The sequence below is a fragment of the Bdellovibrio sp. HCB-110 genome (genome assembly GCF_047323225.1).
GTDB lineage: Bacteria > Bdellovibrionota > Bdellovibrionia > Bdellovibrionales > Bdellovibrionaceae > Bdellovibrio.
Genome location: NZ_CP178750.1, coordinates 3,812,786 through 3,835,654, shown reverse-complemented (window position 1 = coordinate 3,835,654; position 22,869 = coordinate 3,812,786). Strand labels below are relative to the sequence as shown.

Annotated in this window: 21 protein-coding genes and 1 other RNA gene; 11 read left to right on the top strand and 11 right to left on the bottom strand. The window is 45.5% G+C overall.

Annotated elements, in window-relative coordinates:
- Positions 1 to 75: 75 nt before the first annotated feature.
- The 3 genes from rnpB (at position 76) to ACL934_RS18225 (ending at position 3,437) form a co-directional block, all read left to right on the top strand.
- Positions 76 to 461, top strand: an RNA gene (gene rnpB / locus ACL934_RS18235) — RNase P RNA component class A.
- 34 nt (positions 462 to 495) lie between these two features.
- Entirely contained in the window at positions 496 to 2,340 is a 1,845-nt protein-coding gene (locus ACL934_RS18230; protein ID WP_374075951.1) for a M3 family oligoendopeptidase, read from the top strand.
- 116 nt (positions 2,341 to 2,456) lie between these two features.
- A complete protein-coding gene (locus ACL934_RS18225; RefSeq protein ID WP_374075950.1) occupies positions 2,457 to 3,437 on the top strand; it encodes a hypothetical protein in 981 nt (326 codons plus the stop codon).
- A gap of 9 nt (positions 3,438 to 3,446) precedes the next feature.
- Here the strand turns inward: ACL934_RS18225 and ACL934_RS18220 are convergent, their stop codons facing one another.
- The 9 genes from ACL934_RS18220 to ACL934_RS18180 form a co-directional block, all read right to left on the bottom strand.
- Positions 3,447 to 4,061, bottom strand: a complete 615-nt coding sequence (locus ACL934_RS18220; RefSeq protein ID WP_374075949.1) for a glutathione S-transferase family protein — start codon at positions 4,059 to 4,061, stop codon at positions 3,447 to 3,449.
- Positions 4,062 to 4,075: 14 nt separating this feature from the next.
- Positions 4,076 to 4,870 (bottom strand): ABC transporter permease, encoded by a 795-nt coding sequence (locus tag ACL934_RS18215; RefSeq protein WP_374075948.1) that lies wholly within the window; start codon positions 4,868 to 4,870, stop codon positions 4,076 to 4,078.
- A gap of 2 nt (positions 4,871 to 4,872) precedes the next feature.
- Complete coding sequence (locus ACL934_RS18210) at positions 4,873 to 5,586, bottom strand: ABC transporter permease (protein ID WP_374075946.1); 714 nt, start codon at positions 5,584 to 5,586, stop codon at positions 4,873 to 4,875.
- A 55-nt stretch (positions 5,587 to 5,641) separates the two neighbouring features.
- The gene (locus tag ACL934_RS18205) at positions 5,642 to 6,472 is read right to left on the bottom strand and encodes an ABC transporter ATP-binding protein (RefSeq protein WP_374075944.1); all 831 of its coding nucleotides are present in this window, start codon (positions 6,470 to 6,472) and stop codon (positions 5,642 to 5,644) included.
- A gap of 15 nt (positions 6,473 to 6,487) precedes the next feature.
- Positions 6,488 to 7,018, bottom strand: a complete 531-nt coding sequence (locus ACL934_RS18200) for a hypothetical protein (protein ID WP_374075942.1) — start codon at positions 7,016 to 7,018, stop codon at positions 6,488 to 6,490.
- A gap of 146 nt (positions 7,019 to 7,164) precedes the next feature.
- Positions 7,165 to 7,965: an endonuclease/exonuclease/phosphatase family protein gene (locus ACL934_RS18195; RefSeq protein WP_374075941.1), complete on the bottom strand. Its 801-nt coding sequence runs from the start codon at positions 7,963 to 7,965 to the stop codon at positions 7,165 to 7,167.
- A gap of 39 nt (positions 7,966 to 8,004) precedes the next feature.
- On the bottom strand, positions 8,005 to 8,529 hold the full coding sequence (locus tag ACL934_RS18190) for a GNAT family N-acetyltransferase (RefSeq protein WP_374075939.1): 525 nt from the start codon (positions 8,527 to 8,529) through the stop codon (positions 8,005 to 8,007).
- Between the two features lie 27 nt (positions 8,530 to 8,556).
- Entirely contained in the window at positions 8,557 to 9,594 is a 1,038-nt protein-coding gene (locus ACL934_RS18185; protein ID WP_374075937.1) for a class I SAM-dependent methyltransferase, read from the bottom strand.
- Entirely contained in the window at positions 9,594 to 10,082 is a 489-nt protein-coding gene (locus ACL934_RS18180; RefSeq protein ID WP_374075936.1) for a hypothetical protein, read from the bottom strand. Before ACL934_RS18180 ends, ACL934_RS18185 begins: the two co-directional genes overlap by 1 nt.
- Before the next feature lie 101 nt (positions 10,083 to 10,183).
- On the opposite strand from ACL934_RS18180, the gene ACL934_RS18175 reads away from it, so the two are divergent.
- From ACL934_RS18175 to ACL934_RS18145, 7 genes are all read left to right on the top strand, one after another.
- Entirely contained in the window at positions 10,184 to 10,807 is a 624-nt protein-coding gene (locus ACL934_RS18175; RefSeq protein ID WP_374075935.1) for a hypothetical protein, read from the top strand.
- Between the two features lies 1 nt (position 10,808).
- Complete coding sequence (locus ACL934_RS18170; protein ID WP_374075934.1) at positions 10,809 to 12,416, top strand: carboxyl transferase domain-containing protein; 1,608 nt, start codon at positions 10,809 to 10,811, stop codon at positions 12,414 to 12,416.
- Positions 12,417 to 12,418: 2 nt separating this feature from the next.
- Positions 12,419 to 13,198, top strand: a complete 780-nt coding sequence (locus tag ACL934_RS18165; protein WP_374075933.1) for an enoyl-CoA hydratase-related protein — start codon at positions 12,419 to 12,421, stop codon at positions 13,196 to 13,198.
- Positions 13,198 to 14,676 (top strand): acetyl/propionyl/methylcrotonyl-CoA carboxylase subunit alpha, encoded by a 1,479-nt coding sequence (locus ACL934_RS18160; protein ID WP_374075932.1) that lies wholly within the window; start codon positions 13,198 to 13,200, stop codon positions 14,674 to 14,676. Before ACL934_RS18165 ends, ACL934_RS18160 begins: the two co-directional genes overlap by 1 nt.
- Before the next feature lies 1 nt (position 14,677).
- A complete protein-coding gene (locus ACL934_RS18155) occupies positions 14,678 to 15,058 on the top strand; it encodes an acetyl-CoA carboxylase biotin carboxyl carrier protein subunit (RefSeq protein ID WP_374075931.1) in 381 nt (126 codons plus the stop codon).
- Positions 15,059 to 15,062: 4 nt separating this feature from the next.
- Positions 15,063 to 16,004, top strand: a complete 942-nt coding sequence (locus ACL934_RS18150; RefSeq protein ID WP_374075930.1) for a hydroxymethylglutaryl-CoA lyase — start codon at positions 15,063 to 15,065, stop codon at positions 16,002 to 16,004.
- A 169-nt stretch (positions 16,005 to 16,173) separates the two neighbouring features.
- Positions 16,174 to 18,708: a PAS domain S-box protein gene (locus ACL934_RS18145; protein ID WP_374075929.1), complete on the top strand. Its 2,535-nt coding sequence runs from the start codon at positions 16,174 to 16,176 to the stop codon at positions 18,706 to 18,708.
- Here the strand turns inward: ACL934_RS18145 and ACL934_RS18140 are convergent.
- Together ACL934_RS18140 and ACL934_RS18135 are read right to left on the bottom strand one after the other, a co-directional pair.
- Complete coding sequence (locus ACL934_RS18140; RefSeq protein ID WP_374075928.1) at positions 18,683 to 20,494, bottom strand: TonB-dependent receptor plug domain-containing protein; 1,812 nt, start codon at positions 20,492 to 20,494, stop codon at positions 18,683 to 18,685. The two genes, ACL934_RS18145 and ACL934_RS18140, sit on opposite strands and share 26 nt — an antisense overlap.
- 17 nt (positions 20,495 to 20,511) lie before the next feature.
- Positions 20,512 to 21,099 carry an energy transducer TonB gene (locus ACL934_RS18135; protein WP_374075927.1) on the bottom strand — a complete coding sequence of 196 codons (588 nt, stop codon included), beginning with the start codon at positions 21,097 to 21,099 and terminating at the stop codon, positions 20,512 to 20,514.
- Between the two features lie 157 nt (positions 21,100 to 21,256).
- On the opposite strand from ACL934_RS18135, the gene ACL934_RS18130 reads away from it, so the two are divergent.
- Complete coding sequence (locus ACL934_RS18130) at positions 21,257 to 22,702, top strand: hypothetical protein (protein WP_374075926.1); 1,446 nt, start codon at positions 21,257 to 21,259, stop codon at positions 22,700 to 22,702.
- Positions 22,703 to 22,869 lie beyond the last annotated feature (167 nt).

Sequence of the window (22,869 nt, the reverse complement as noted above, 5' to 3'; positions counted from 1 at the left end):
ACGTAGAAATTAAAATAAAAAGGGATTGAAGAAAACCTTCTTGCGCTATTTGCTGGGGGGTGTTAGAAATCCACTTCGGTTTTGCGGATGATCGCTCTAATAAATCTCTAAATTGTTGAAATTAGAGAGGAAAGTCCGGACTCCATATGGCAGCGCAAGGGGTAACGCCCCTCGACAGTAATGTCAGGAACAGTGGAACAGAGAGAATGTCCAGGGCTTTGAGCCTGGAGGCGGGAACGGGAGCCTCTAGGGGAGTCGCTGGAGTGAAAACAGCCAAACTCTGCGCGGAGCAAGATCAAATAGGGAAGCATTAGTAGGACGGCCAGTCCGTAGCTTTCGGGTAAGATCGCTTGAGGGTGTCAGTAATGGCACTCCCAGAGGAATGATCATCCACGATTATCGGGACAAATTATGGGACCTGGTGATTTGGACAGAATCCGGCTTACAGCAAAACCGTGTTCCCGCCTTCTTTCTTCTTGGATCCTTTCGGGATCTTTGACTACTCTAAAGCCTATGGAAAAAATGGCTTGGAATATCGAATCAGAATACCCGTCTTATAATTCTCCTGAATACAAAGCCGAATACGATGGCGTTGTGGAGAAAATCAATTCACTAGAAAAACTTGTCGAATCGCTGCAAGGAACTTTGCGTGCGGCAACCGAAGCAGGAAAAGATCCTGCGGATTCTGTTGTTGAGGGCTTGCAGAGGTTTCTTTTGGAAAAAGAAATCACTTCGACAAATGCCTATAATATGTCGACTTACTTGAGTTGCACTTTGTCGGTGGACTCTTCTGACAATGGAGCTCAGGCAAAACAATCAGAGTTGCAAAGTTTGCTGTCCCGCTTGTCGCAGATTTCTATTCCTGTGTCTAATTTTTTAACTCGTTGTTCAGATGGATTTCTTGCGAAGGTTCTTTCTCATCCGGAATTAAAGCCTGCGGAATTTTCTTGGAAGAACCAACGTGAACTGAAATCGACACTTCTTTCTGACAATGAAGAAACTCTTCTTGAAGCCGTTTCAAATCCAGGTTTGCGAGCGTGGGGAGAGTTGTATACGAAGCTGAGCGGCTCTATGCGCTGCCATCTGAAATACAAAGATCGCACGGAAACTGTGGGTCTGGCTCAAGCCAGTGCCTTGGTTCGCAATGTCGATGAGGAAACTCGTAAAGTCGCTTGGCAAAGTATTCAGAATGCGTGGAGTGAACATAAGGACACTGCGGCTGCGATTTTGAATTCTCTTTCGGGCTGGCGGCACGAAGTGAATAAAAAAAGATCTTATGCAAAGCCAGTGCACTTTTTAGATGGGGCTCTTCACGGCAGCCGCATTCAGCGTGAGACTTTGGAGGCGATGTTGACGGCTTGCCATGATAATTTGGCTGAGACTCGCAAAGCTCCAGTGATAATGGCAAAACTCATGGGGAAAAAGCAGTTGGACCCTTGGGATCTTCTTGCGCAAAGTCCGGTGTCGGGCGGGAAAAAAGAGCGCAGTTATGACGAAGCTCTGACTTTAATTCAAGATTCTTTCGGAGCCGTAGATCCACAGATGGCGGATTTTGTGAAAATGATGGCCGACAGGCGTTGGATTGAAGGACGTGTTCTTCCCAACAAACGCAATGGGGCTTATTGCACTGGATTTGCGAAAAAACGTGAACCTCGTGTTTTCATGACCTACATGGGATCAAACAGCGACGTTTCAACATTGGCTCATGAGTTGGGACATGCTTTTCATTCATGGGTGATGAAGGATTTGCCGCGTTCACAAACAAACTATCCAATGACGTTGGCGGAGACGGCGAGCATTTTTGCTGAGACGGTTTTGCATGACGTTTTGATTGAAGAAGCTTCCAGCAAAGAAGAAAAAATGGAATTTGCCTGGGGAGAAATCGAAGGGGCGACCAGTTTCTTGATTAATATTCCGGCGCGTTTCGAGTTTGAAAAGAATTTCTACGAACAACGCGAGAAAAGAAGTTTAAGTTCTGACGAGCTGATTCGTTTGACGGATGAGGCATGGACAAAGTGGTATGGGCCGACAATCACGCAGAACGATACAATGTTCTGGGCAACGAAACTTCACTTCGCGATGGCGGGTCGCAGTTTCTATAATTTCCCTTATACTTTCGGATATCTTTTCAGTATGAGCATTTACGCTCGTCGCGCGGAGTTTGGTTCGGAGTTTATGAAAAAGTACATTGATATTTTGCGCGACACCGGCCGTATGACTGCGGAAGATTTAGTGCAAAAACATCTGGGAGAAGACATCCGTCGTCCCGAGTTTTGGCAAAAATCTATCGACGTGATCAAAACGAAAATAAATGCATTTGAGAACTATTCGCGGGGCTAATGCGGACTGGATTGAAGTGCATAAATTCTCTCGGCGAACGCAATGTGCTCGGCAAGTTGTCTTTTCAGGAAGTGATGATGTATGAATGAGCCTTCATAAATTTATGGAGGTTTACGGTGTTGCGAATTCTTTTTGTCTTGGTGCTGTTCAAACCTCTGATTTCGTTTGCCGACGTACCTTGTTCAACTCAAGATTTTTTAAATAAAGTATGTCTTTCTGACGAGCCTCAAGAACTTACAGGTGAAGAAATCACAAAACTAAAATGTCAGAGCATCGAAACGGTGCCCGTGATGGCGACGCAGCTTCGTGATGCTTTCGAACGTGCGCCAGAGTGGATGAAAAAGAAACTTTGTGGCTTGAACGGCTTGGGAGTTTACCCGACCCTGCCTGGCAGTCGCACACTCTCGTGGTCATATTTTCGTCCGAATTATGTGGGAATTTCCCGCGGTTTTCTTGAAAGTGGTTACAGCTTTTCAAAACATCAAGAGACAATGCGCCGACAATCTTTGAGCAAGAAATCTTTGGCGGAAGTCGATTTCCCTAAGAGCTTTGGATTTCAACACACTGGAGCTGACCACGGTTTGGGAGTTCTTTATCTTCTGACCCATGAAGTCGGTCATCTGATTTACAACCCTCTTCGCAAAGCGGGAGATCCGGATCTTTTTAACAGCTGCATCGTTTTTGGCGGTCATCGAAATTGCAACCCATTCAAAGAACACCACTGGGGATTTATTTCTTGGATCACAGCGGCGGGTCCGATTGTTCCTGGGATCAATTACGGAACTCCACGTCCACACAATCAGAATCTGATCAACTTTGTTTTACCAGCGAATAAAACAACCGTGGATCTTAAAGCCATGGACGATTTTTATCGTGAATATTTGGCGTCGGGGTTTGTGACACCCTTTTCGCTTTACAGTCCTGAAGAGGACTTCTGTGAAACACTAGCCGCAACCGTCGTCGCTCGGGAGTTAGAATCTTGGAGATTTCAGTTCTTGGATGGAACTTCATTTGATCTGCGTGCGAAAGTTCTGTCGCCGCAGAATCCAGAACTTCGCCGCAAGATTGATTTTATTCAGCTTCACATCACGAAATAGGGCGCAAGCTTAGTGCTTGCGCATGGCTGCCACTTTTTGAAATGCGGGACGGTCCGAGTTTGACTTCATCCAGCTTTGAATTTTTGGATACTGAGACAGGTCGGAACCTAAAGCAGCAATAACATTCAAAACGGAAGCAACATGAAGGTCCGCTAAAGAAAATCTTTCGTTTACCAGATGTGTTTTGCCTTCAAGTCCTTTTTCAAGAACTGTGAGTAAACGAGGCAACGCTTTTTTAGAATCTTCAATCACCTGATGATTTCGATGTTCGGCAGGAACAAAGACTTCTTGAATCAGCCAGTTGATTGCAGGTGGTTGGAATTCAGCCAGTGCCCAAAAACTCCACTGCATCATGTGTCCTTCTTCCTCAGGCGTTTGTGCGCTTAAAGGACTTTTGTGTTTTTTTGCAAGATAGTTCGTGATCGCCATGGATTCCCAGATCACATAATCACCGTCTACAAGAACAGGGACTTTTCCATTAGGATTGAGTTTTAAAAACGGATCGGACTTATGCTCTTTGTTTTTCATATCCAAAGGCATCACTTCATAGGGAAGGCCTAGTTCTTCTAGCATCCAAAAACAACGGCCGGCACTTGATAATGGAGAACCATAAATTTTAAGCATACAAAAACCTTTCTTTACGAACTTGCGCTCGAATAAAATTTTAAAGCAAATTTCCAAAACTTGTTTGAAAGATAAATTAAAAGCCCTGCCAGCGCCACAACCCAGACGAACAGTGCAAGTTGCGGCGGTTCTAACAGCGCTCTTGCCGGAACACTGGCAATCACTCCCACAGGAAGAGCCGTTAGAATAAACCACTTAAACCAAGGAACATAAATCGAATCAGGGCGCATTCCCAAGCGATAGATTTGATACCAGATAAACTGTAGGTTTTCAGAGCGTGCAAAGATCACAGCTGTTGAAGCCATCACAAAGCGCATGGCATACAAAGCGATCAACCCGCAAGGAATGAGGATCAAAAGCCATAAAAGACGAAGCCATTCAAAATTAGGCAGTTGCACAAGGCTATAGATAAACCATCCCGTGCCCAGCATAAGATTTCCGATCATCGCCGTTGAAGCTTTTTGCAAACTCAACATGAATTGGGAGTTCACAGGTTTTGCCAAAAGCAAATCCAAGTCTCCCTTGCGTACTTTTTCAGAAAACTGATCTAAGTTCTCAGACAGAACAATCATGTAAATGCCATCAACGACAAACATGACCCCCAGAAACACGCGCATTTGCTCCAAATTCCAATCGCCGATTTTTGGAGTGTGACGGAAGAGCACCTCAAAAGTTAGAATCTGCGCGATATACCAGAAGATATCCGACGCAATACGAGTCAGAAAATTCACGCGGTATTCAAGGTCGGCAATAAAACTTGTGCGGAAGAGGGCGAGGTATAAGTAGAAATACTTTTTTAAAGTTTTCATATTTAGGCCCCTGTTCCCGTATAGACATTCACACCTTTGCGCCACATATAAGCACCGATAGCATTCACGATGACAATCGCAATTGTGATAGAAATAAACGATTGCCAAATAGACCCGATTTCAAGGCGGCCCGTGAGATAACCCACAGGTACATACACGCCCGCACTGAAAGGCAAGGCGATAACAGCAGATTTAAAAGGTTCAGGCATTAAGTCCAACGGGAAAAGTTCCCCGGTGAAAAGCCACAGGGCTAAGTTTTTAGCGCCCGTGAAAGCATAAACTTTGTTCAGATAAAATGCGGAAGAGGCGATCACAAAACTGATCGAGTGGACCAGAACAAGATAATAAAACTCTAGCGCAAATGCCAAAGGCAGACGCTCGTATTTGGTCGGAAGATCGAAAATACTTACGGCAATCAAAGGCACCATCATCGAAACAAGAGTCGTGATGAACTTATAGCCCATCAGTTGTGAGAAATAATATTCATAGAAGGTCATCGGGCGCACCAGAAGACTGTTCACACTTCCGGAGTCAATTTCTTGAATCATGCGGAACTCATACATCCAGCTTGTGCAGATGCGCGCAAAGAACGCACCCCAAAGGGCGTAAGAAAGATAATACTCGCGACTAAAACCTGCGATCTCGCTTGTTGCCGCTCCGGCAAAGACGGCGACCCACAACAAGATTTCAATTCCTGTCGTGAGGGTCGGCTGCACAATGGCGTCGACGAAATAATTTAATCTGTATTCTAAATTGGAAACGATCGCGAGCTTAGCGAACGCGAGATTCCGTTTCCAAAAAACGGCGAATGACGTCTTCAAAATCAACCTCTTCGTTTTCAGCGAGTTCGCTATTCGATTTCGCAACAAATTCAGGAACAGTTCCCTGATAGACAATGTGACCTTTGCTGATCAAAAGTAATTTGTCGGCAAGCTTTGCAATATCGTCCATGTAATGACTGGTTAGAATGACCGTGGGACCTTTTTCTTTCACGTATGCATCCAAGAATTCACGAATGGTTTCTTGGGCCACGATGTCCAATCCAATGGTCGGTTCATCTAAGAATAAAACTTTAGGTTCGTGCAAAAGAGCACCGATGATTTCCATCTTCATACGCTCACCCAGGCTGAGGCGGCGAAGCTGCGTGTGCAGAACGTGTGAACACTGAAGCATCTCTGCCAATTGTTCAACGCGTTTTCGCGCATAGGTCGGTTCGATATCATAGATGCGGGCAAGCAAGGCGTAAGAATCCGCCGGAGAAATATCCCACCACAATTGATTCTTTTGTCCCAGAAGAATGCTGATCTGGCGAAGGAACTCGTTTTTTCTTTCCCAGGGTTTGTAGCCCAAAACCAAAGCTTCGCCACTTGTTGGAGTGACAAGTCCCGAGAGCATTTTAAGCAAAGTGGTTTTGCCAGCTCCGTTGGCGCCGACCAAGCCGACGATTTGACCAGACTCAATTTGCAGAGTGGTTTTCTCTACGGCTGTACGAGATACATGTTTTCGATTGAAAAAGCCGCGCAAGGAATTCACGAATCCTTCGGGCTTTTGATATGTCTGATAGACGCGGGAAAGGTCTTTGGTTTCTATTACTATCGCCATGTCGGCGACTATAGACTAATTCTGGATAAAAGAGAACTCAGCGTAACGTTCTTCATCGCTGAAATATGTTTGTGCGTCAGAAGAAACGTAGCTTCCTTCAACGATACGGCCTTCTTGACAATCCTTTAAAGACTCACGTTTACCGTTAAATTCGCACTCACCTGTATACCAGGCTTTTTCAGAATACTGAATTTTGTAACCAACAAGTTGATTGTCTTTGTAGAACGCCAAAACTGAATCCAAACGAGTGCGACCCGCTGAGTGGTAGTCACCCTCAAGAATAGTGTCGCCCCAGATTTGCGCTTGTTCGACAGCGATCTTTTTAAGAACTTCTTTTGTTTCTACAGAAAGTTTATTCAGTTTGTTTTTTTGATTGTAAACAATTTGCTCGGAGTAAGGAGCTTTGCACGGCTCTTCTTTGCAAGCGTGCTCGTAGTGAGCAGCTTCTTCATAAAACTTGTCGCCGTTAGGACCCATTTGATCAGCCAAAGACGTGGAGGCAGCAAACATCCCGAAAAGCGCTAGCACAGCAGTTTTTAATGACATAGTGACCTCCAATGAGATGACTATGCGCCTAAAACAAGAAAAATTTTAATACATAGATGAGAAGTTATTATACAAAAAATGAATCTTAACGGAAGTTTCAGAGAGGCTTCGCGACCGTGAAGCCCCCTTTTTTCAGAGGAGAGCCGTTATTTAAGACGGAAATCGGCGGTCAGCGGTTTGTGGTCAGAACTTTCGATATCATTGTGCAATTTTGCCTCTGTGGCCTCAAGGCCCCGCACATAGATGTGATCAAGCTTCATTCCGCGATTGTCATCGGCAAGAGGAATGTTTTTCATTCCCAATTTTCCAAGAATCTCATCCAGGTATTGGCGGCGTTCCCCGTTCCACGAATTGAAATCTCCGGCGAAAATCACGGGTCCTTTGTGTTTTTTTAGAAAGGCCGCAACTTGTTCGATTTGTTCGCGGTTGTGTTTGTTAGAGACAAAATTAAGTCCGTGAATATTTGCCACCCATAAAGTGTCAGACGCATTGGCCAAGGCATACTCTTCAATGATAACCATTTTCGGAGTTTTAAGAACCGGTTCACGGCCAGGACTTCTGAGGAAATGAACGGAAAGAGGAATCACCGGAGATCCCGTCATAACGCCCGTGCCTTCACGATCACTGTTGATAAAACTTGTCGCGAAATCCCAGCAGAAGCCTTGCTGGCGAAGAGCGATGGCCGGCATAAATTTATCCATCATCGCTTCTTGAAGTAAAACGACATCAGACTTTGGAACAAAGTGTTCAAAGTCGCGAGCCCACTCGGCTCTGGCCTCGGCCTTTTTAATATTCCACACGAAAAGTTGAAAATTAGAGGGGAGGAATTCCGACTTACAAGCGCCAAAACGCTGTAACACATTTTTATCGTTGGGAATCTCATTCCTTGCTTGAGCACCCGCACTCACAAACGCAACCAAAACCGCTAAGATCAATCCCTTGATCATTTTTCCCCCTCAAGAAGGTGCCAGGTTCAATCAGGCACCTTAGATTTTCTTTTCTAGAATTGTGAATTCTAGGCCTTGTACTTTGGGGATTCCGAAACGTTCGTCGCCGTAAGGGAAAGGTTTCTTTTCACCTGTATTGCGGAAGCCGTGCTTTTGATACCAAGCAATCAACTCTGTACGTACTGAAATCACCGTCATAAAAATGGTAGTACAATCCCAGAATTGTGCAAGGGCTTCTGACTCTGCTAACAACATCTTGCCAATTCCCTGACTTTGTAAAGTCGGATCGACGGTTAACATTCCCAGATAACATTTGGTGTTCTGTTTTTCCAAGTGAACGCAGCCAAGTAAGTCCCCCGTGTCGTCATCTTCGGCAATCAAAACAACGGAGTCTTCTTTGTTGATGATAGAACGAATACCCTCAGCATCGGCCCGTCGACCATCCAACAAGTCTGCTTCAGTAGTCCAACCTTCTTTAGAGGAATCTCCGCGATAAGCTGAGTTCACAAGCTCCACAAGAGCATCAATGTGACTGTCATCTGCTTGAGTAAATTCAATATGCATAAAGCCTCCGAAAGGTGCCAGGTTCTTTTAAGTCTTTTTGCAGTAGATGAAAAGTTCTTTTCCTTGGCGGCGTGGGATGGATTTTTGCCAGCGGCCCCAGAAGATGGGTTGATAAGCGGATTTAAGGCGTTGGCGCAATTCCCACTCGGTGCCTCCATACGGAGGGCCTTGGCGCTTTTCGAACGCGAAGAAGACTCCCATCAAATGGCCGCCGCTCACAAGAAGACGGTTCCATACTTTGACCAGGTCTTGGCGTTTTGCAGGGTTGATCGCGCAGTAACAAGTGTGTTCAAAGATAACGTCAAAGGCTTGATCGTATTCGCGAGGGAGTTTGAATAAATCAGCCTCTACGAATGTTAAATTCTCTAGATCACCATAATTCTTGCGAGCTTTTTCGATCGCCATCGGAGAAATATCCACGGCTGTGACAAAGTGTCCGGCTTTAGCAAAGAAAGCAGCATCATGGCCTTCGCCGCATCCTAAAACCAAAACACGAGAGCGAGAAATTTTCAGACGGGGAAGCATGTCTTTCAATGCCTCTGCTGGTTCCCCTAAATTCCATCCCGGATTTGCTTCCGTTTTATAGATTTGGCTCCAGTAAGTTTCTTTTTCTACGTCTTTATTTGCAGGCCAGTAGTTCGGAATGTCGTAGGTTTTTCCTTGGAACTCGACAAAGTCGTCGCCGAATTCATCAAGCATATTAAAGAAACTGGCTTGAGCTTTTCGCGACATCACAAAGGGAATCTTATTGGACGTGTAACCGTGAAAACGATCCCATTCGTCCAAAGATAGAGACTCTAAAGAAAAAGCAAAGTGCACACCGTAAGGAAGAGAAATTTCCCACGTATTGTCGTCTTTAAGCTGAACTTGTTGAGCGATGTAAGGTTCATCGAAGGCTTCGACAATCACCGGAGTTGTGCCGATGGTAGAAAGAAGAGTTCCGCCCTCGTGAATTTTTAGATTTTGCAGAAGTTCTTGTCCCACAAGAGGATCTTGGATGCGAACCTCGCGGCTCAGTCCGTAACCCTCTTCATCAATCTGGATGAACTGTGTGGGAATTGGCATTACTTGTGAGGAGCAGCCGTTGGAGTAGGAGTTGGGCTGGCTGTAGGCTCTGGAGTCGGCTCCGCGCCTTCGGGAGCTTCTCCCGGAGTGATTGTTGAACCTTCTGTGAAAACCACGATGTCGTTCGTCGTCTTAACAGATTGAAGAGTCCATTTATCAACGGCAGAGTCTTCAGAGGGTTCGCGGTACAAAAGGGCTTCGCCTTCGATCACTTGTTCAAGAGCTTCGCCGCCCTCCGATGTGTCGACAAATTTATAAGCGAAAACAGCGCGAACTTTGTTGTCCCCAAGGGATTCTGTCCAAAGGCGCATGATAGAAAGATCTTTAGCGTTTGGTTTCTTTGCAGATAAAGTATTTTGGATCAATTCCGCCAATTTAGCCTGAATGCCGGAGTGCGTCTCAAAACCAACAGCATCAGAAGTGTGAATCACGTTCCAAGTCCAAACAAGCGCTGCGATGAAAACAACGAGGCTAACAATTTTCTTCATTCCTAGAGTCCTCTCTCTATTTACTCAGTGTGATAAAACTGACATCCTTATCCGACCATGATATTCCGTTTTTTTCAACACTCGTGCAGAGAGGATATCTCATGAACCAACAATGGCTGACAATCTTAATGTCAAAGGGGATTGAGCTGGAGCAAAACTTGCGTCAGCAATTGCAAACTGCCAAAGAGGGACTCAAGTCTCAACTCGAAGATCGTGGCATTCGCTTAAGTGCGGCGGATCTGGCGGCTCTTTTGGAGGAGGTTTCTCCTAAGGCTTCTCATGCTGCTTTGAGTTATGCTCTTGATATCGTAAGACCTTTTTCAGCCGGCATGGGTTTGAGAATTTCTCGCCTCTCGGACACGCAAGTGGAAATGGTGATTCCGGCTCGCACGCGCAATTTCTCGGAAACCAACCACATGCACGAAGGGGCGATCACGACGGCAGCCATCGAAGCGGCGAAACTGTTGTGGATGCGCCATGCTCCTATCGGAAACTTCGAAGTGACTGTGACTCGCATTGAATCTGAATTTTTTAAAAACCAAAGCGACGACTGCCGAGTGCGCATGGAGTTGCCGGAAACAACACGTGAAGTGGTTCTAGCTGAAGTGCGTGACCACCGCGAAGCCAAAGCCGAAGCTGAATTGAAAGTGTTCGATGAGCACGAGCAAGCGGTTGCTGAACTTCGTTTGAATTTGAGTTTTAAACATACACCCGCGCTAGGATAATATGGAAATTTTAGAGAGCCATTTAGATACAAACTCTTCTGATTTTAAAGCCAATTGTGAAGCCATGATGGGCATCGTGAGTGAATGGCGTGAGAGAGTGAATTTAGTAAAACAAGGTGGCGGTGAAGACGCGACGAAAAAACACAAAGCGCGCGGAAAACTGACGGCTCGTGAGCGTATTGAAGCTCTTGTCGATAGCGGAACTGCTTTCCTTGAATTTTCTTCTTTGGCAGCTTGGGATATGTATGAAGGCCAAGCTCCAGGTGCCGGTGTGATCACGGGAATTGGTGTGATTCATGGAACTGAATGCGTGATCGTAGCCAATGATGCCACTGTGAAGGGGGGAACTTACTTCCCAATGACAGTGAAAAAACATCTTCGTGCCCAAGAGATCGCTTTTGAAAACGGACTTCCTTGTATTTATCTTGTCGACTCAGGGGGCGCGTTCTTGCCAATGCAAGCCGATGTTTTCCCGGATCGTGATCACTTCGGAAGAATTTTCTACAATCAAGCTCGTATGTCTGCTGCGAACATTCCACAAATTGCCGTGGTCATGGGTTCTTGTACGGCGGGGGGAGCTTACGTTCCCGCGATGAGTGATGAAACTGTCATTGTGAAAGAAAATGGAACCATTTTTTTGGGCGGACCTCCTCTTGTCAAAGCGGCAACAGGCGAAGTTGTCGATGCGCAAGAGTTGGGTGGTGCTCTAGTCCACTGCGAAACAAGTGGTGTGACAGATCATTTTGCTGAAGACGATGAACATGCGATTGAAATCACTCGTTCGATCGTGGCGCACTTAAATCACAAACGTGCTGTAGAAATGAAAATGGCTCCGGTGGAAGAGCCTTTATTTGATGCCAAAGAAATTTATGGCGTGATTCCTAAGGATAGTCGCGTGCCGTTTGATGTACGTGAAGTGATTGCGCGCATCGTGGATGGTTCTAAGTTTCACGAGTTTAAAGCTCTTTACGGAAAAACTTTGGTCACAGGATTTGCTCACATCTGGGGAATGCCTGTGGGAATTATCGCGAACAACGGTGTTTTGTTCAGCGAGAGCGCGCAAAAAGCGGCGCACTTTATTGAACTCTGTGAACAGCGTGAAGTGCCTTTGATTTTCTTGCAAAACATCACAGGCTTCATGGTCGGTAAGAAATACGAAAATGAAGGCATCGCGAAACACGGTGCTAAAATGGTGATGGCCGTTTCCAATGCCCACGTTCCTAAATTCACAGTGGTGATTGGTGGATCTTATGGTGCTGGAAACTACGGAATGTGCGGAAGAGCGTATCAGCCTCGTCAATTGTGGATGTGGCCGAACGCAAAGATCAGTGTCATGGGCGGTGAGCAGGCGGCGAATGTTTTGCTTACAGTGAAACTAGATCAAATGGCTGCGAAAAAACAAACGATGAGTGCTGAAGAACAAGCGGAATTCAAACGTCCAACTCTTGAAAAATACGAAAAAGAAAGTTCTGCTTATTATTCTTCTGCCCGTCTATGGGATGATGGAATCATTGATCCGGCGGACACACGTCGTGTGCTGGCGCTAGGAATTGCGGCAAGTCTTAACAAGTCTTGGGGTGATAAAGCTCAAGGCGTCTTTAGGATGTAATTATGTCTTTTGTTGTTGTGACAGAGATGAATCAAGTGGCCTATGTAAAACTCAATAGGCCTGAAATGAGAAACGCCTTCAATCCTGAGATGATTGCGGAACTCACGAAAACTTTCCAAGATTTGCAAACACGTCGCGATCTTCGTGCCGTGGTTTTACAGGGTGAGGGAAAATCTTTCTGTGCGGGAGCGGATTTGAACTGGATGAAAGAGATGGTGAATTTCTCTTTCTCTCAAAACCGTGAAGACTCGTTGAAATTGTTTTACATGTTTGAATCTATCGCGAACTGCATGCTGCCGATCATTGGCCAAGTTCATGGTGCGGCTTTCGGCGGAGCTTTGGGACTTCTTGCTGTTTGTGACGAAGTCATTGCGGAAGAAGGCACGCAGTTTTGTTTTAGTGAAGTGAAATTGGGAATTGCTCCGGCCGTGATCAGCAGTTTTGTAAATCGTAAAGCGGTTCCGGGAAAAATTCGTCCATTGATGCTTTCGGGAGTTGTTTTCAATCCTCACGTGGCGCAACAAGCAGGCCTTGTGACTGAAGTCGTTCCGGCGGGTGAAGGTCACACAGCTGTGCAAAAAGTTTTGCATAACTATTTGCAGTGCGGACCTGAAGCTGTTCGTGAAACAAAAAAACTTTTGAATGATTTGCCGTTTATGACTTGGGGTCAGCAACGTGACAACACAACGACTTTGATTGCCGAGCGTCGCGCCAGCGATGAAGGACAAGAGGGTCTGAAATCTTTCTTAGAAAAACGTGAACCTAGTTGGAGACCTCTATAATGGGTAAGTTCTCTTGTATCGCCATTGCCAATCGTGGTGAAGTGGCTGTTCGTATCATTAAAGCCTGTGAAGAATTGGGTATTGAAACAGTTCTTTTGCACTCTGAAGCCGACATCAGCACGCGCGCCTACAGAATGGCGACGAAGACCATCTGCATCGGACCTGCGCCGACGGCGGAAAGTTATTTGAACATTCAAGCCAACATCAATGGTGCCTTGGCGGGGGGAGCGGAAGCGATTCATCCTGGCTTTGGTTTCTTATCTGAAAATGCGGATTTTGCTGAAGCGGTTGTTAAGGCAGGATTAACATTTATTGGTCCTTCGGCGGAATCCATTCGTTCCTTGGGGGACAAGGTTCACTGCAAGGACTTGGCAAAAAAAGCGGGTCTTCCTTTGGTACCAGGTTATCAAGGGGAAAACCAAGAAGTGGCTCACTTGATCACCCAAGCTGAAAAAATCGGTTATCCTGTGATCGTGAAAGCCGCCGCCGGTGGTGGTGGTCGCGGAATGAAGTTGATTAAGTCATCTGCGGAAGCGGGTGAATTGATTGAATCCGCTCAGCGTGAAGCACAATCGGCTTTTGGATCTCCGAAAGTTTTCCTAGAAAAATATTTGGATCGCGCAAAACACATTGAATTCCAAGTTTTCGGCGACAGCGCTGGGAATGTAGTGCACTTTTTTGATCGCGAATGTTCTGTGCAACGTCGCCATCAAAAAATTATTGAAGAAGCGACGTCTCCCTCTTTGACGGACGACCTTCGTCGTCGCATGGGTGAGGCGGCCTGCGCCATTGCGACCATGGGCAAATACAAAGGAGCAGGAACTGTCGAGTTCCTTTTGCAAGACGGGGAGTTTTATCTTCTGGAAGTGAACACTCGTTTGCAAGTTGAGCATCCGGTGACAGAAGAAGTTTTAGGCGTGGATTTGGTAAAAATGCAAATCCTCACGGCACAAGGAGAGTTTGTTCACGATCCAAAAAATGTGCGTGTGCCTAAAGGACATTCAATTGAATGCCGTATCTATGCGGAAAATCCATTCTTAGGCGGAGTTCCTTCAACGGGACTTCTTGGTGACGTGCAATGGCCCGAAGGTCCTCGTCGCCGTTATGAATATGGTTTTGAAGCGGGTGACACGATCACTCCTTATTACGATCCGATGATCGCCAAAGTGATTGTGTGGGATGAGTCCCGCCCTCGCGCGATTCAAAAGATGATCCGGGTGTTGAAAGATTCCGTTGTCTTCGGTGTGCATACAAACATTCCGTACTTGATTGAGATTCTTTCCCACAAAGAATTTGTTATGGGCACAATGACGACACGATTTATTGAAACGTATTTCAGTGAGCCGATCAAAGAACCTGCTCTTTCAGAAATCGATAAAAAAGTAGCAGAAGGCGCCTTGTTGCAACTTCGCGGTGGTGCCGCAGAAGTGAGTGCCACTTCTACATCCCCATGGGCTTCTTACTGGAGAGGTATCTAAGATGGAAGTGACAGTACGAATTGACGGTGTTGACCACAAAGCTCAAGCGCAACTCATCAAAGGAACTTTGTGGGTTCATCACAATGGGCGTGTTTTCACTATGGACACGGCCTCTGGACGAAAGTCTCGTAAAAAGGGCGGAGCCGGTGGTTCTTCCGATCAAGTGATGGCGCCAATGCCAGGAAAAGTAACAAAAATTCTTCTGACTCCAGGTGCTTCTGTACAAGCGGGCCAGGCCGTTCTTGTGATGGAAGCTATGAAAATGGAGTATACTTTAAAGGCCGAGATCGCGGGCACAATCGACAGTGTGAATTGCACGGTCGGGGAGCAAGTGGCTCTTGGAAAAAGTCTTGTGAGAATTAAGCCAAATACCGATAAGTAAAGTTATGAAAAAGTCAGTAGTCATTGTGGAAATGGGATTAAGAGATGGTCTGCAAAACGAGAAAACCGTTTTGGATGCCGACACTCGTGTGGAGTTTGCAAGACGACTGATCGACGCTGGCACAAAACGCGTAGAAATTGGCGCTTTTGTTTCGCCTCAGTGGGTTCCGCAAATGGCAGGGACTGCTGAAGTGATGGAAAAAACTTTGGCGCTAGTGAAAGCCGGACAGATTCCTAAAAAAACGGAATTCTCTGTCCTAGTTCCTAATGAACGCGGAATGCAAGATGCCATTAAGAGCGGTGTTAAAGAAATCGCGATTTTCGCCGCTTGTTCGGAATCTTTCTCTTTAAAAAATATCAACTGCACGATTGATGAAAGTTTTAAACGTTTTGAGCCCGTGATGGCTTTGGCGAAAAAACATAAAATCAAAGTGCGCGGTTATCTTTCAACCTGCTTCGGCTGCCCTTTTGAAGGAAAAGTTCCTGAAGCTCGTGTGATCAAACTCGCCCAAAGAATGCATAAGCTTGGAGTGTATGAAATCTCTATCGGTGATACCATCGGTGTGGCGGATGTGGGCCAAGTAGAATCTCTGTTTAAAAAACTTAAGAAAGTTGTTCCGGTAAAAAAATTGGCAGGACACTTTCACGATACTCGCGGACAAGCTCTGGCAAATATTCTTGCGGCTTACAAGTTAGGTGTGACGGTCTTTGATACAAGCTTGGGTGGATTGGGTGGATGTCCTTATGCTCCCGGAGCTACGGGAAATGTGGCAACTGAAGATGTCGTTTACATGTTCCACGGTATGGGTGTGAAGACGGGACTTAATTTAGACAAACTTCTCGCGATAGATCCATGGATGGCAGAAAAAATTCAGCATGTTTTGCCATCGAAGGTTGGAAAAGTCGGAAAACTAAAACCTTTAGGAAAAGTAGCGAAACCAAGTTAGCTAACTGCTTTCTCGCAGCGGTTTCTGAACAAATTCATATTTAAAGTGAACTACTGTCATAAGACATACTTATGACGGAAACTCGGTCAAATGTTGGGCTTCAGTCTGTCTAGGAATCCATTGAAAGGAGACCCCTGCGAGCGTAATTTGAAGACTGGAAGGAGTGTAAATGGAACCTTCCCGTGAAGCAAAATATCAGCAAGAACAAAGATATAAAACGATCTTTGACTCCGGAATGATTGGTATCGTAGCCAGCACTTTTGACGGCTCAATTCTAGATGCCAATGACTACTTTTTGAAAATGCTTGGATACACTCGGACAGAGCTGCAACGAGGAGAGTTGAGCTGGGTTAAACTCACAGCGCCCGAGGATTTAGAGCGAAGTAAAAAGTATGTTGATGTTCTTATCGCAAAAGGTTCTGTAGCCAGTTTTGAAAAGGAATATCTTCATAAAGATGGACATAGGGTTCCGGCAGTCGTTGCCTTAACGATGTTCACGGATGGAACCGTCATTGCCTTGATTCTCGATATTTCCCGTCGAAAAATGATAGAGCGTGAACTTGAGCAAGTAAATTTACGTTTGGAAGATAGAGTTCAGCAGAGGACACAACAGTTACGTCAGTCGGAAGCATTCTTGGAAGCGATTTTCGAGAATATTCCGAACATGATTTTTGTAAAAGACGCCAAGGATCTTCGTTTCGTTCGTTTTAATAAGGCCGGAGAGGACCTCATCGGAGTTCCTCGTTCGGAAATGATCGGCAAGAATGACTATGATTTTTTTCCTAAGGAGCAAGCCGATTTTTTTACTACCAAGGATCGTGATGTCTTAAATGACACACGTATCGTGGATATTCCCGAAGAGCCGATTCAAACTGCCAAGGGCATCCGCTATTTACATACAAAAAAAATTCCCATCTGCAATAAGGAAGGACAACCCGAGTATCTTTTAGGCGTTTCTGAAGACATCACCGAAAAAAAAGAGGCCGAAAAACAAAAGATGGCGCTGCTTCAAGAGCAAGTGGCTCGGGAAGAAGCTGAGTTGCGGGCTCAACAAATGAGTTTTTTGTCTGACGTCAGTTCGGTGCTCTCGGAGTCTTTTGATCAAGAGAAGATTCTAAAGAATTTCAGTCGATCCGTAATTAATTTTATGGCCGATGTCTGCGTCGTGGACCTTTTGGACGAGGAAGGTTACGACTTTGGGCAAACAGAAGTCACTGCGCGCGAAAGCTCCGAAGAAGACTACATTCGGGCGTGGAGATCGCGTCATCCCTTGCGCTGGGATTCTCCTGTGGGGCCCACGGCAGTGTTACGCTCAGGTAAATCAGAAATACATAAAGACTTTGATGTGAAAGAACTTTTAAGTTTGGCATTCAGTACGGAAGCCTCTCTCGAAGAGAAACCGATTCCAATTTCCTCTATGATTGTGACGCCCATTAAAATTCGCGATCAAAAGCCGTTGGGTTCAGTCACGTTTCTTTTAAAAAACAATAATTTTACCGAAATGGATCTTTCCTTGGCTGAAGAAGTTTCCAGCCGACTTGCTGTCGCTCTTGAAAATTCCCGTCTTTTTTATAAAGCGCAAGAGGCCAATCGGGCAAAAAGCGCATTTCTCGCCAACGTCAGCCATGAAATCCGCACGCCTTTAGGTGCGATGTTGGGATTTACAGAGATGTTGAAAGAAGACGCCTCTTTGACGTCCGATCATAAAGAGACTATTGAAACCATTCTTCGCAATGGCCAGCAGCTTCTAAGAATCGTCGATGAGATTCTAGATATTTCAAAAGTGGAATCAGAGCGAATTCAAATCGAACATATCGCTTTTTCTTTGCCCAACCTTCTTGAAGACGTCGTTCTTCTCTTAAAAGGCCGCGCCGAAGAGAAGGGCATTGAACTCAGAGTGAGTTATCAGAATTTGCCGGAGTTTATTGTCTCTGACCCGACCAGACTGCGCCAAATTCTGATCAATGTCATTGGTAATGCTATTAAATTCACAGATGAGGGAAATGTAGAGCTAATTGTCAGTCGTAAGAAAAATCTGGAATTTCGGGTGGTGGATACAGGCATTGGTATTTCGCCCGAGCAGAAAAGTAATCTGTTCCAACCTTTTGCCCAAGCAGACAGTTCGACCACGCGGCGTTTTGGCGGAACAGGCTTGGGACTTTTTCTGTCTAGAAAGCTAGCCCGCCTTTTAGGAGGAGATGTCATTTTAGATAAAAGTGTATCCGGAAAAGGAAGTACATTCTTAATCACTATTGCATTTGAAGAAGCGTCCCGTTCAGAAGAACCGCGGACACAAACAACCGCAGAAGTCGTCGATGACTTTAAAAATATTTCGGGAGTACTGATCGTCGATGATGCCGCCGACAATCGCGATTTATTTCGTCGATATTTACGAAAGCTGGGCGTGAGCGAAGAAGTTATTGAGATGGCTCAAAACGGCTTGGAGGCAGTGGATAAAGCATCAGCGAAGACCTACACATTGATCTTAATGGATATCCAGATGCCTCAGATGGATGGCTTTCAAGCCCTCAGTGAATTAAGAAAAAAGAGTTACAAAGGTCACGTGGTGGCGCTCACAGCGCACGCGATGAAGGGTGATGAAGAAAAGTGTCTGGCTGCGGGATTTGACGGCTATTTGCAAAAGCCCCTCTCTCGAGAGGCTTTGCGTGAAGTTCTTATTAAAACCAGTACTCGCCGCCGATAACGCCCGAGAATCCTTCTGTGTAGAAAGAGTAAGTTTCTTGATAGCGGTAATCCAACAAGTTGTTAAGGCGTGTGTAGGCTGTTAAGCCATTTCCTATTTCATAAGAATAGGAAGCATTGGCGATTGCGTAACCAGGGAGAGTCGTCAATGTCGTATTGCTATTGCGATCCAGCCTTTCTCCTGCGCCGACGACTTCAAGACTTCCCGTTTGTGGGCCCCAAGTTTGAATGTACTTGATGCTGCCGTTGACGAGGGGACGACGGATCAACCAGCGAGCATTGTCGACATCGCGAGGCTCTTGGTAGCCGTACGTCATCAGCAAAGAGGAAGTTTCTGTCGGGCGAAGAGTGTAAACCACTTCAGCTCCGCGAGTTTCAGACTTATTAACATTCGTATACTTCAATGAAGGGAATGATCCTTGTGTCACGATCAAGTTTGAAAATTGAGAAGCAAAAAGAGTGATCGACAACTGCTGTCTCTCGCTCAGTTGAATTTCTTGAGACAAACTATACTGAGTCGCTCTTTCCTCTTTCAAATCAGGATTTCCGTAAGTGGAATACAACTGAAAAAGCGACGGAATTTTATATCCCGTTGAAACTTCCAACTTCGTTTTTTCAAAAAGCGTCAAACCTACCTGATAAGTGCTCACAGGATCTTGATCGGCCCAGTTTTCAACACGTCCACCAGCAGAGATCTCAACGTTGTCCACGACTTTATAATCAGCCTTGGCAAAAACTCCGCGTTGTTCAGAGAAGGAATTGGATTTCTCTGCTCCGGTATCGCGATAGACGAAATCTTCAAATATGTAGCTAAGACCTGTCGTCAATGTGAAGCGGTCATTTTTATAAGGTGTTAAATCCAAACGAACCGTGCGGAGATTGGCGCCATAATCTTGATCCGTGAGGAAGGGATTTTCCGCAGTGACAGGTTGATTGAAAGTTCTCAGGCTGTTTTGTGCACTCAAAGTCAGACGAGGACTCCAAGCGTATTCGTTAAACTTCAAGTTAGAAGAAAGACCCAATTGACGAGCGTATTGTTCAAAATCGCTGGTGTCGACAATTTGATAGCTCATACCTGAAGTGGCAGAGAAGTTCAGCTCTTGAATGTAGTTGGCTTTAACGTGCCCTTCTACGGCGCCTTTCCAAGCGTAAGCGCCTTCGGCGTTCCAGTTGTTGCGTGAGTATGTTTGTGAAGAATTCAAAACTGGAGATTCCGCGTCTTTCCATGATCCGTGACCACGCACGATCATAGCGCTGTTATCAGTGAGCATTTCCGTGTGTGTCGCTGAAATATCGCGGGCATTCTGAGTGCCGATTTCACCTTGAAGGCCGGTCTTGTTTTGGAGGTCCTGAGGAATGGTTTCAATTTTGATGACGCCACTCAGAGCTTGGCCTCCGTAAAGCACCGTCTGGCTTCCTTTGATGATTTCAATGCGGCGAACGGATTTTACATCCAGTGAATTCAAATTGAAGGTTCTTTGAATCGTTGAAGCGTCATAAAAAGGAACGCCATCGATGAGAATCAATAGATGACTGGAGTCGCCGCCACGAATGTAAATGGAGTTGGGCTGAAATGGAGTGTTTGTCACGGTGACATTGGCTTGGCTCGCCAGAAGACTCGTGATGTTGGGCGCGCGAGATTCCTTAATGGTTTTTTCGTCAATCACAACGCGGCTCGAAGTATTAAAGACCACGTCTTCAACAACAGTTTCAAAAGACGGTGGAGTTTCTTGTGCCCAAGCAGGAGCGCTTGCCAACAATGACAGTACAAAATAAAAATGTTTCACAATGTTGCCCTTCTTCACTAATTCACGCCGAGCTTAAATCTATAAGTATAACGAATTTTCACTGCGACGGACTCAGCCCCTTTTTGCGCGGGCTGAAATTCAAATTTTTTTAATGCTTCAATGGCCGACTCGTTCAAACCAAAGCCAGGTCCACTGACGATCTTCACTTCGCGCACTTTGCCAGTGCGATCAATCAACACATCCAAGACGACGGGTCCATCTACTCCCGCTTTTTTTGCTTCGACGGGATAAGAGGCTTTTACTTCCTTGGAAACTTTCGGAAAGCGTGTGACTTCACCCCAACCAACGGGAGTACTGCCGCCGGTGTCTTCCGTAGTCTCTGTAGAACTGCTGTCTGAATTGGTTTCAGTTGTTGGTTTTGAGTCCTCTAAAGAATCTTTAACCGTTGCAGCGACGGCTGCGGGTGCCAGAGCTTTTGGTTTTACCGGGGCTGGATTTTTGTTTTCAACCGCAGGTGCAGAGAGAGTGAGATCCACGACTTCTTCGGACAAAGATGGTGGAGTCTCGTGGTTGGAAAACCAAAGAACGCTGCCTAAAGCAAAGTGAATAAAAAGGGATACGACGATCCAGAGCGAATTTCTCAAAACTCTATGAAGTTCCCATAATTCAACGGGATGATCAATCATCACAGTCAAAATTGCGGGTTCTTTTGCAATACACTTTCAGTGAGGGGTTTTTCGAGGGGGTCTCAGAACGAGACAGGGCATTAGTTTTGATAATAAAGGACCTTAGAGGTGTATTATGGACTCTAAGCGCAGATATTCTCATTTGATCCCTTCCGTCTTGGTCGCGACGTCCCTTATTTTGTCAGCCTGTCAAGAGGGTAGTCACCAGGTCACTCCACGTGTTGCCGCTGCAGGCAAGGGCGGAGCTAAAACAGAGTCTATCGCCGGTCGTACAAAATTGACGAAAGAACAAGAAGGTCAGCTCGTAGATCCGACGAGTTTGGCGTCTTATGAGCAGCACCTAAAACCTCTTTTTGATAAAATGAGCGAGGAAGGCCCGACATCGTGGGCGACATTGTTTAAACTAAAAAGATGGGTCATTGGCCCGATGGATCTTAAGCAAGAAGAATCAAAATCATTGTCCATGACTTACGCTCAATCAAGTGCACAGGCTTTAGCGCGCCAAACTCAATATGAAGTTTGGATTGATTCGCGATCCATGAAAGACGCCAATGACAAGGAAAAGGCAGATTTGCTTCTCAACGAACTTTTAACGGGACTTTACACTCTTAAGAATCTCTCCGGCGAACAGCTTTGCGTTTTGGTGAAAGAGGTTTCTCCAAAAACAAACTGTGCTGCTCCTAAAGAAGTTCCTAAGGAAGAACCGGCTAAAGTTGAAAATACAAACCCACGCACTTCCGGAGCAACTCCGGCAAAAAATCCAAATCCGAATCCAAGATCTTCTGTGGCTGTCGCTCCGAAAACCACTCCGCTAAATCAAGGCGATTATGCGAATATTCGCAACGTGAAGAATTACATTTCTCAAGTGGGAGCGAATCTTAGTCACGAAGACCTTGTTAAAAAAATGTCAGAGTCAGGTTTTGACGTTAGAATTTTTGAACTCGAAATTAAAGCCGATGAAGGCCTGGGGGACACGGGTGTTGTGAAAGGTGAAGCTTTAGAGTCTTTGTTTGTCCAAGCTAAAGAATTGAATAAAAGCAAAGCCACTTGTCATCTCTTACAGTTAGGCACTCAAGCCAACTGTGAGATTTCTGTTCAGCGCACAGTTGAACAAGTCCCTGAAGCTGAGGCGCGCCATCTTTTGAAATACACTTTAAAAGAAGAAGGTGCTGAATCTGCATTCCTTTCAGAAACTGTCTACCAGCTTAAAGAAATCGCCATCGGAAAATACACGGACAAAGAAACTAAGGAAGAGCTTCGTCTCGTTCCTCTTACGGGTGTTGCTTTAGGCAATCGTGTTGTTGGTGCAACTTTCCATATGACTTACATGGTGGTGATTAGAACTAAAGACAGTTTGAAACTGGAAGGCTTCTTAGCAATTCCTGGTGAAGTTTCCAAGGTCACTCATGATGAAAAGAAAAATAAAGACTTGTGCGAAGGCAAACTTCCTGAAGCGAAGGATAAGAACAGCGACATGGTTCTCATTGCTAAGGACAGCAAATATGCGGAGTCCATCAAAGCCGCTTTAAAAGGAATTCAAGTCGTTCCTCCGTGCTGGTAATACCTTAATCCCAAAATTAGAGGCTGCTCTTGAAAAGCGAGCGGCCTTGTGTTAGCCTTATTTCTGTCGGGTGTTGAACCTGACGTCTATGAGAAAATAAATCCGTCGTAAATCCTTTTTAAATCAACATCATTAGATCCATTCTTGGGTCGCTGGACGGATTTCTA

What these genes read in the sequence shown, in the direction of transcription:
- ACL934_RS18220 (WP_374075949.1), bottom strand. Translation starts at nt 4,061, where the DNA reads ATGCTTAAAATTTATGGTTCTCCATTATCAAGTGCCGGCCGTTGTTTT.
- ACL934_RS18215 (WP_374075948.1), bottom strand. Translation starts at nt 4,870, where the DNA reads ATGAAAACTTTAAAAAAGTATTTCTACTTATACCTCGCCCTCTTCCGC.
- ACL934_RS18205 (WP_374075944.1), bottom strand. Translation starts at nt 6,472, where the DNA reads ATGGCGATAGTAATAGAAACCAAAGACCTTTCCCGCGTCTATCAGACA.
- ACL934_RS18200 (WP_374075942.1), bottom strand. Translation starts at nt 7,018, where the DNA reads ATGTCATTAAAAACTGCTGTGCTAGCGCTTTTCGGGATGTTTGCTGCC.
- ACL934_RS18195 (WP_374075941.1), bottom strand. Translation starts at nt 7,965, where the DNA reads ATGATCAAGGGATTGATCTTAGCGGTTTTGGTTGCGTTTGTGAGTGCG.
- ACL934_RS18190 (WP_374075939.1), bottom strand. Translation starts at nt 8,529, where the DNA reads ATGCATATTGAATTTACTCAAGCAGATGACAGTCACATTGATGCTCTT.
- ACL934_RS18185 (WP_374075937.1), bottom strand. Translation starts at nt 9,594, where the DNA reads ATGCCAATTCCCACACAGTTCATCCAGATTGATGAAGAGGGTTACGGA.
- ACL934_RS18180 (WP_374075936.1), bottom strand. Translation starts at nt 10,082, where the DNA reads ATGAAGAAAATTGTTAGCCTCGTTGTTTTCATCGCAGCGCTTGTTTGG.
- ACL934_RS18175 (WP_374075935.1), top strand. Translation starts at nt 10,184, where the DNA reads ATGAACCAACAATGGCTGACAATCTTAATGTCAAAGGGGATTGAGCTG.
- ACL934_RS18170 (WP_374075934.1), top strand. Translation starts at nt 10,809, where the DNA reads ATGGAAATTTTAGAGAGCCATTTAGATACAAACTCTTCTGATTTTAAA.
- ACL934_RS18165 (WP_374075933.1), top strand. Translation starts at nt 12,419, where the DNA reads ATGTCTTTTGTTGTTGTGACAGAGATGAATCAAGTGGCCTATGTAAAA.
- ACL934_RS18160 (WP_374075932.1), top strand. Translation starts at nt 13,198, where the DNA reads ATGGGTAAGTTCTCTTGTATCGCCATTGCCAATCGTGGTGAAGTGGCT.
- ACL934_RS18155 (WP_374075931.1), top strand. Translation starts at nt 14,678, where the DNA reads ATGGAAGTGACAGTACGAATTGACGGTGTTGACCACAAAGCTCAAGCG.
- ACL934_RS18150 (WP_374075930.1), top strand. Translation starts at nt 15,063, where the DNA reads ATGAAAAAGTCAGTAGTCATTGTGGAAATGGGATTAAGAGATGGTCTG.
- ACL934_RS18145 (WP_374075929.1), top strand. Translation starts at nt 16,174, where the DNA reads ATGGAACCTTCCCGTGAAGCAAAATATCAGCAAGAACAAAGATATAAA.
- ACL934_RS18130 (WP_374075926.1), top strand. Translation starts at nt 21,257, where the DNA reads ATGGACTCTAAGCGCAGATATTCTCATTTGATCCCTTCCGTCTTGGTC.